A 6,970-nucleotide genomic window follows, 5' to 3' on the forward strand; every position below is an offset into this window, starting at 1 on the left:
GAGATGATCGATGGCATGTGCCAGCCGATCATCAGGCGGCGCTGCCCGGTCGGAACGGCCGGCCGGTATCCGGATTGCTTCCCGATCCGCAGGCGGCCAGGCTTGGAGATCGATCCGGACCTGCTGCTCAATCCGAATATCCTGCAGCAGTTGGTGCCAAGAAGCCAACCAAGGCTGCAGCGGAACCCGGCGACCGACAACCTTCAGTAGGGCAGCCCATCACTACCGCGCCCGCGAACCCGCCGGAAAAATCCAGCGGGTTCTCTCCTTCCCGCATCGCAGCTCGCGTTTTGCGTGCCCGTCGAGCGAAGCGGAAAACACGCTTCCCCTTGGCCGGACGATGGTCTAGGCAGACCCGCGTGCCAGCGCGCAGCACAGAGCGCCGATGAGGATGCCGGGAGAAGCCTTTCATGAGCAAGAAGACCCTGATTGCACCATCGGTGCTGGCGTCGGACTTTTCGAAGCTCGGCGATGAGGTCGAAGCGGTCGCGGCGGCCGGAGCCGATTGGATCCATCTCGACGTGATGGACGGCCATTTCGTGCCCAACATCACTTTCGGCCCACCGGTGATCAAGGCGATCCGCAACCGGACAAAAACCTTCTTCGACTGCCATCTCATGATCGCGCCTGCCGACCCCTACCTGGCGGCCTTTGCCGAGGCCGGCTGCGACGGCATAACGGTGCATGCCGAGGCCGGCCCGCATCTCGACCGTTCGCTGCAAACCATCAAAGGTCTCGGCAAGAAGGCCGGTGTCTCGCTCAACCCGGCGACGCCGGAAACGGCGATCGAATATGTGCTCGACCGGCTCGACCTCATCCTGATCATGACCGTCAATCCCGGCTTCGGCGGCCAGGCTTTCATCCCGGCGATCGTCGACAAGGTGCGCAAGGTCAAGGCGCTGATCGGCGAGCGCCCGATCCGCATCGAGATCGACGGCGGCATCTCGCCGGAAACGGCGCCGCTGGTGACGGCCGCCGGCGCCGGCGTGCTGGTGGCCGGCGCGGCCATTTTCAAAGGCGGCACAGTAGAAACCTATCGGGCAAATATCGAAGCGATCCGCTCAGCCGCCGACAAGGCCGCCCGTTAAAGACGTCGACAGTGCGTTCCTACCAAAGCCGCCTCGCTAACTAAGGGCTGTTCAGTATACCGAGTTATGTCAAGTCTCCCACTGACGTCAGCCTTTTTTCGAGTGGATTTTACTTTATTCGATAATTGACCCCGCCTTGTCTCAAAGTACGAATATCGCCATCATACGTTTTTAGGCGGCAGTGCTCGGCTGCAAGATACATCGTATGAAATTGCTTGGCCGAGGGACCCTGCAAAACAGGGGCCGGCAACAGGAGTCAAATTGCCATACGGGAACGCCGATACGGGCGAAGGCAAGGGTGCCAAGAGCACGCTGGCCAGTTCGGTCTACCATCAGCTCCGCGAGGACTTGCTGCGGGGAGCTTTGGAAGCCGAGGGCAAGCTGCGCGTCGAATGGGTCGTTTCCCGGTATGGCGCCGGCGCCTCGCCGGTGCGCGAGGCGCTGAACCGTCTGGCCGCCGAGGGATTGCTCGGCCGCCACGACCAGCGCGGCTTCTTCGTGATGCCGGTCAACGCGGCCGAGTTGGAGGAGCTCACCCGCACGCGGTGCTGGCTGGAAGAACGCGCATTACGCGAATCCATTGCGCACCGCACCGCGGAATGGGAAGAACAGCTGGTGCTCGCCCTGCACCGCCTGGCGCGCGCCGAACGCCGCCGGCCCGACGACCCGGCAGCCAACAATCCGGAATGGGAGAAGCTGCACCGCGCCTTTCATCGCGCGCTGATCTGCGCCTGCCGCTCGCATTGGCTGATCGGCTTTTGCGACCAGCTTTCCGACCAGGCCTCCCGCTACCGGCTGATCTCGCAGCGCGGCCCCGGCTCCGAACGCGACGACTTCGGCGAGCACCGGACGATTGCCGAGCGGACCATGGACGGCGACGCCGACGGCGCGGTCGAGGCCTTGCTCAGTCACTACCGGCTGACGGCGGAGATGTGCATGGCGCAGCTCAGCCCAGGCGACGGTCCGCCGGCTCGCGCAGGCAAGGCCGCGCGCGGCCGCAAATAGCTGCCCATCGCTGACAAATCTGATATTCGCTCTGGCCGAGCTTTCGACGCCAGGGGACGACATGACCAATCACCTGTTCCACGCGTTTCGCGCCAGCATGCTGGCGCCTGGCCGAGTGCTGATGGAGACGGATGACGGGCGTACGATTTCCTATGCCGACATGCTGGCGCGGTCCGCGCAGTTAGCGCACGCGCTGGTCGCCGCTGGTGTGCTGCCCGGCGATCGCGTCGCCGTGCAGGTGGAGAAGACCCCTGAAGCTTTGCTCCTCTATCTCGCCTGTTTGCGCACCGGCGCCGTCTTCCTGCCGCTCAATACTGCCTATACGCTGCCGGAGCTCGACTATTTCTTCCGCGACGCGGAGCCGCGGCTGGTCGTGTGCGATCCGGAAAAGGTGACGCATGTGCAACCGCTTGCCGCATCGGCGGGGGCCGCGACGCTGACGCTTGGCCGCGACGGGCAGGGCACGCTGGCGGACCGTGCGGCGCTGCAGCCGGCGGATTTTGCGGATGTGGAGCGCGGCCCCGACGATCTTGCCGCCATCCTTTACACATCGGGCACGACGGGCCGCTCCAAGGGAGCCATGCTCAGCCACGAGAACCTCGCCTCCAACGCGCGCGTGCTGGTGGATTACTGGCGCTTCAGCGGCGATGATGTGCTCATCCACGCGCTGCCGATCTTCCACACGCACGGCCTGTTCGTCGCGACCAACGTCATCCTGATGGCCGGCGCAAAAATGCTGTTCGAGCAGAAGTTCGACCCGGCCCGTGTGATTTCGCTTCTGCGGCGCGCGACCGCGCTGATGGGCGTGCCGACCTTCTATGTGCGGCTCCTGCAGCAGCAGGGCCTGACGAAGGATGCGGCCAGCCGCATGCGGCTGTTCATCTCCGGTTCGGCGCCGTTGCTTAGTGAGACGCATAATGCCTGGCGCGAGCGCACCGGCCACGCCATCCTCGAACGCTACGGCATGACCGAAACCAACATGAACACATCCAACCCCTATGACGGCGAACGGCGCGCGGGCACGGTCGGCTTTCCGCTGCCGGGTGTCACGCTGCGCGTCGCCGACCCCGAAAGCGGCAAGCCGCTAGCCCAGGGCGAGATCGGCATGATCGAGGTGAAGGGCCCGAACGTCTTTGCCGGCTATTGGCGGATGCCAGAGAGAACCAAGGCCGAATTCCGCGACGACGGCTTCTTCATCACCGGCGACCTCGGCCTGATCGATACCGGCGGCTATGTCCACATCGTCGGCCGCAGCAAGGACCTGATCATCTCGGGCGGCTACAACGTCTATCCCAAGGAGATCGAGAGCGAGATCGACGCGCTTGCCGGCGTTGCCGAAAGCGCGGTGATTGGGGTTGCGCATCCCGACTTCGGCGAAGCCGTCACGGCCGTGGTGATGCGCAAGCCGGGCTCGGCAATCAGCGCAGCCGATATCGTCGACGCCATTGCCGGGCGGCTGGCCAAATACAAGCATCCGAAGCAGGTGATCTTCGTCGACGAATTGCCGCGCAACACGATGGGCAAGGTACAGAAGAACGTTTTGCGAGAGGTGTATAAGGATATCTACCAATCCAGATCGCAGAGCTAGACTAGTGCAAACGCCCGGCAGCTTCGTCATTTTAGGGCGGAGCACGGAGCGAAGCGACGCGCGCAGACCCTAGCATCCATGCCTTAACGCCAAAGCGTTGCAACGATTACAGAATTCTGCACCGTTGCGCCCCACGGCAGAGGTCATGGCATGGATACTCGGGTCAAGCCCGAGGATGACGAAGGAAGAGGCCTACGCCGCAAAAACCTTCTCGCCGCCGATCCAGACATTCTTGACGTCCAGGTCTTCCGACAGCCCGACAATGTCCGCTGCGGTGCCGTTGGCGAAGCGGCCGAGGCGATGCGCCTGGCCGATCGCTTCGGCGGGATAGAGCGAGGCCATGCGGAGCGCCTCGTCGAGATCGAGCCCGACCACGCGATGGACGAAGCGCACGGCGGAAATCATGTCTAGATCGGCGCCGGCCAGCGTGCCGTCGGCAAGCCTGAGACTCCCGTCCTTGCGGTAGATGGTACGGCCGTTGAGGGTGAAGGATGTCATGTCGGTGCCGATCGTCGCCATGGCGTCGGTGACCAAAAGGATCCTGCCCGGGCCTTTCTTGGCATTGAGTGCAAGCGTCATGGTGCCGGGATGGACATGGATTCCGTCCGCGATGATGCCAGCGTAGAAGCTGCCGGTGTCGATCGCCGCTCCGGCCAGTCCCGGCTCACGATTGCCAATCTGGCTCATGGCGTTGAAGAGATGGGTGACGACCGTGGCGCCCGCCTCGGCGAAGGCCGTTGCCGTGGCATAGCCGGTGTCGGAGTGGCCGAGGCTGACAACGATGCCGGCCGCGGCCAGCGCCGTGACCCGGGCCGGCTGGACCGATTCCGGTGCGACCGTGGTGAGCAGCACCGGCAAGCCCTGACGCGCCGCGACCAGCGCAGCCTGGTCAGCGTCCGTCATTGGCCGGATAAGAGCCGGATCATGCGCGCCCTTGCGCGCGACGGACAGATGCGGGCCTTCGAGATGCAGCCCAAGAAAAGCCGGCACCTTCTTCCGGGCGGCCTCGGCGCCGGCGTCGACCGCCGCGGCGGTGATCGCCGGCGTGTCGGTGATCAGCGTCGGCAGGAGCGCCGTGGTGCCGAAGGGCGCGTGCGCCCGGCAGATGGTCTCGATCGAGGCGACATCGGGATGGTCGTTGAGCATAATGCCGCCACCGCCATTGACCTGGATGTCGACGAAGCCGGGAACCAAGAGGCCGCCACCGGTCTCGACATGGGAGACGCCTGACGGCACGGCGCCGGCGGGCAGAATGGCCTCGACCACGCCGTCCTTGACGACAAGGGCCGTATCGTCGTGCCAGTCGGCCCCGTCGAAGATACGGGCGCCGGTGAGGGCGAAACGGTCGCTCATACGGTTTCCGTCACCTTGCGCAGATTGCGTGGCGCATCCGGATCGAGACCGCGATGGCGAGCGAAGGCCTCGACGAAGCCATAGAAGGACACGATCAGCGGCAGCGGATCGGTTAACGGATGGCCAGTTGCGACATACGGCAGCAGCCCGGCTGCCTTCGCATTATCGGAGGTGACGAAAGCGGCCGCGCCTTTGGCCGTCAAGCTGTCGGCCGCCTCGGTCACCGAAGGCTCCGACGCGTCCCGGGCAGCAAGCGCCAGGACCGGGAAGCCCGGCCCGACCAGCGCCAGCGGCCCGTGCATGACCTCGGCGGCGCTATAGGCCTCGGCATGCATGGCGCAGGTTTCCTTGAATTTTAGCGCCGCCTCGCTGGCGATCGCGAAGGATGGGCCGCGGCCGAGGATGAACAGCGAGCGCGGCGTCTCGAGCGCCGCGGCGAGCGCCATCCAGTCGTAGGCGATCGCCTTCTCGAAATGCTCCGGCAGGCGGGCGAGCGCAGCAAGCAGCGCCTCATCGCCAGTGCTGTGCGCCATCAGCGCCAGGGCGGCGACGGCCGAGTTGACGAAGGTCTTGGTGGCCGCGACGCTGCGCTCCGGGCCGGCGAGAATGTCGATGGCATAATCCGAGGCGCGCGCCAGCGGCGAGTCGGCGGTGTTGGTGATGGCGACGGTGAGCGCGCCGCCGGCTCTCGCGGTTTCGGCCATGGCGACGATGTCGGGACTCTTGCCCGACTGCGAGATCGCCAGGCAAGCCGAGCCGCGCAGCCTCAGCTTCGCGCCATAGATGGAAGCGATCGACGGGCCGACGGAAGCGACGGCGAGGCCGGCTGTCAGCTCCACGGCATATTTCATGAAGGTGGCGGCATGGTCGGACGAGCCGCGCGCCACGGTGACGACGAAATGCGGATCGCGCTCGCGAAGGCCGCGGCCGGCCTCGGCCAGCACCTTGGCTGAGCCGTCCAGCAGGCGGGCGGTGGCCTGCGGGATCTCCTCGATCTCGCGCCGCATGTGGGTGGCGGTTGCGCTCATGGCCGGCTCTCCTCTCCCGGCCCGGTCAGCCGGAGTTCCGCGACGAAGTCATAGGCGTCGCCCCTGTAGATCGAGCGCGTGAACTCGATCACCTTGCCGCTCGCCAGATAGGAAATACGTTCGATGTGCAGGCCGGCAACCCCCGGCGGCACTTCGAGAAGGCGCGCGTCGCCGTCGCCGAGATTGGCGGCCGAAATGCGCTGCACGGCCCGCATCGGGCGGTTGCCGGTCAGTTCCAGCGCCGCGTAGAGCGAGGAGCCGATCGCTTCGGGGTCGGGAAGCACGCTCGCCGAAATCGCGGCGCGCTCGATCGCCAGCGGCGTGTCGTTGGCGATGCGCAGGCGCGCCACGCGCGCCACCAGCTCGCTCGACGACAGGCCGAGCACCATCATCTCGTCCGGCGAGGGCGCATAGAGGCCGCGATCGAGCCAGGCCGAGCGCACGACCATGCCGCGGCGCGCCATATCCTCGGTGAAGGAGGTGAGCCGCGACAGCGACTGCTCGACACGTTCCATGCGCGGGGCGACAAAGGTGCCGGAGCCATGGCGCTGGACGAGGATGCCGCCCTTGACGAGATCCTGCACGGCCTTGCGCACAGTGACGCGCGAAATGTCGGCCTTGCTGGCTATATCGCGCTCCGACGGCAGCGCGTCACCCGGCCCGATCAGGCCGCGATTGACCGCTTCCTCGATGCTTTTTCTCAGCTGCAGGTAAAGCGGCGCGCCGCTCTGCGAGGATTCTTTCAGCATAGCGAAGATCTGGTCGGCGGCGCTCATCGCGGCGCCTCCAGCAGCATAGCGAAAATCCGGTCGGCGGCGCTCATCGGGCGCCTCCGGATTTGCCCGCGAAGATGCGCGCGGCCATCTGCACCGCGCAGCCGACCGGATTTTCGCTATGCTGCTGGAGGC

General features: G+C 65.7%; 7 protein-coding genes. 4 read left to right on the forward strand and 3 right to left on the reverse strand.

The annotated features are described in order from the left end of the window. The 4 genes from EOA75_RS34555 to EOA75_RS26045 all read left to right on the forward strand — a co-directional run. A partial coding sequence (locus EOA75_RS34555; protein ID WP_206517036.1) for a hypothetical protein occupies positions 1-210 on the forward strand: 210 nt, incomplete at its 5' end. A gap of 200 nt (positions 211-410) precedes the next feature. Next, entirely contained in the window at positions 411-1,088 is a 678-nt protein-coding gene (gene rpe, locus EOA75_RS26035) for a ribulose-phosphate 3-epimerase (protein ID WP_066996092.1), read from the forward strand. Between the two features lie 261 nt (positions 1,089-1,349). Beyond that, positions 1,350-2,093, forward strand: coding sequence for a GntR family transcriptional regulator (locus tag EOA75_RS26040; protein WP_127325495.1), 744 nt, complete (start codon positions 1,350-1,352; stop codon positions 2,091-2,093). A gap of 61 nt (positions 2,094-2,154) precedes the next feature. Then, positions 2,155-3,681: a malonyl-CoA synthase gene (locus EOA75_RS26045; protein ID WP_127325496.1), complete on the forward strand. Its 1,527-nt coding sequence runs from the start codon at positions 2,155-2,157 to the stop codon at positions 3,679-3,681. Between the two features lie 192 nt (positions 3,682-3,873). On the opposite strand, the gene nagA is transcribed toward EOA75_RS26045, so the two are convergent. Genes nagA through EOA75_RS26060 form a run of 3 tightly spaced genes read right to left on the reverse strand, consistent with a single transcriptional unit; the run spans position 3,874 to position 6,838 of the window. After that, positions 3,874-5,034 carry an N-acetylglucosamine-6-phosphate deacetylase gene (gene nagA / locus EOA75_RS26050; RefSeq protein WP_127215651.1) on the reverse strand — a complete coding sequence of 387 codons (1,161 nt, stop codon included), beginning with the start codon at positions 5,032-5,034 and terminating at the stop codon, positions 3,874-3,876. After that, positions 5,031-6,062 (reverse strand): SIS domain-containing protein, encoded by a 1,032-nt coding sequence (locus EOA75_RS26055; RefSeq protein WP_127325497.1) that lies wholly within the window; start codon positions 6,060-6,062, stop codon positions 5,031-5,033. Before EOA75_RS26055 ends, nagA begins: the two co-directional genes overlap by 4 nt. Next, a complete protein-coding gene (locus EOA75_RS26060; RefSeq protein WP_095799128.1) occupies positions 6,059-6,838 on the reverse strand; it encodes a GntR family transcriptional regulator in 780 nt (259 codons plus the stop codon). The genes EOA75_RS26055 and EOA75_RS26060 overlap by 4 nt, the downstream gene beginning before the upstream one ends. Positions 6,839-6,970 lie beyond the last annotated feature (132 nt).

The organism is Mesorhizobium sp. M1A.F.Ca.IN.022.07.1.1 (assembly GCF_003997575.1).
In the GTDB taxonomy this organism is placed as follows: Bacteria; Pseudomonadota; Alphaproteobacteria; order Rhizobiales; family Rhizobiaceae; genus Mesorhizobium.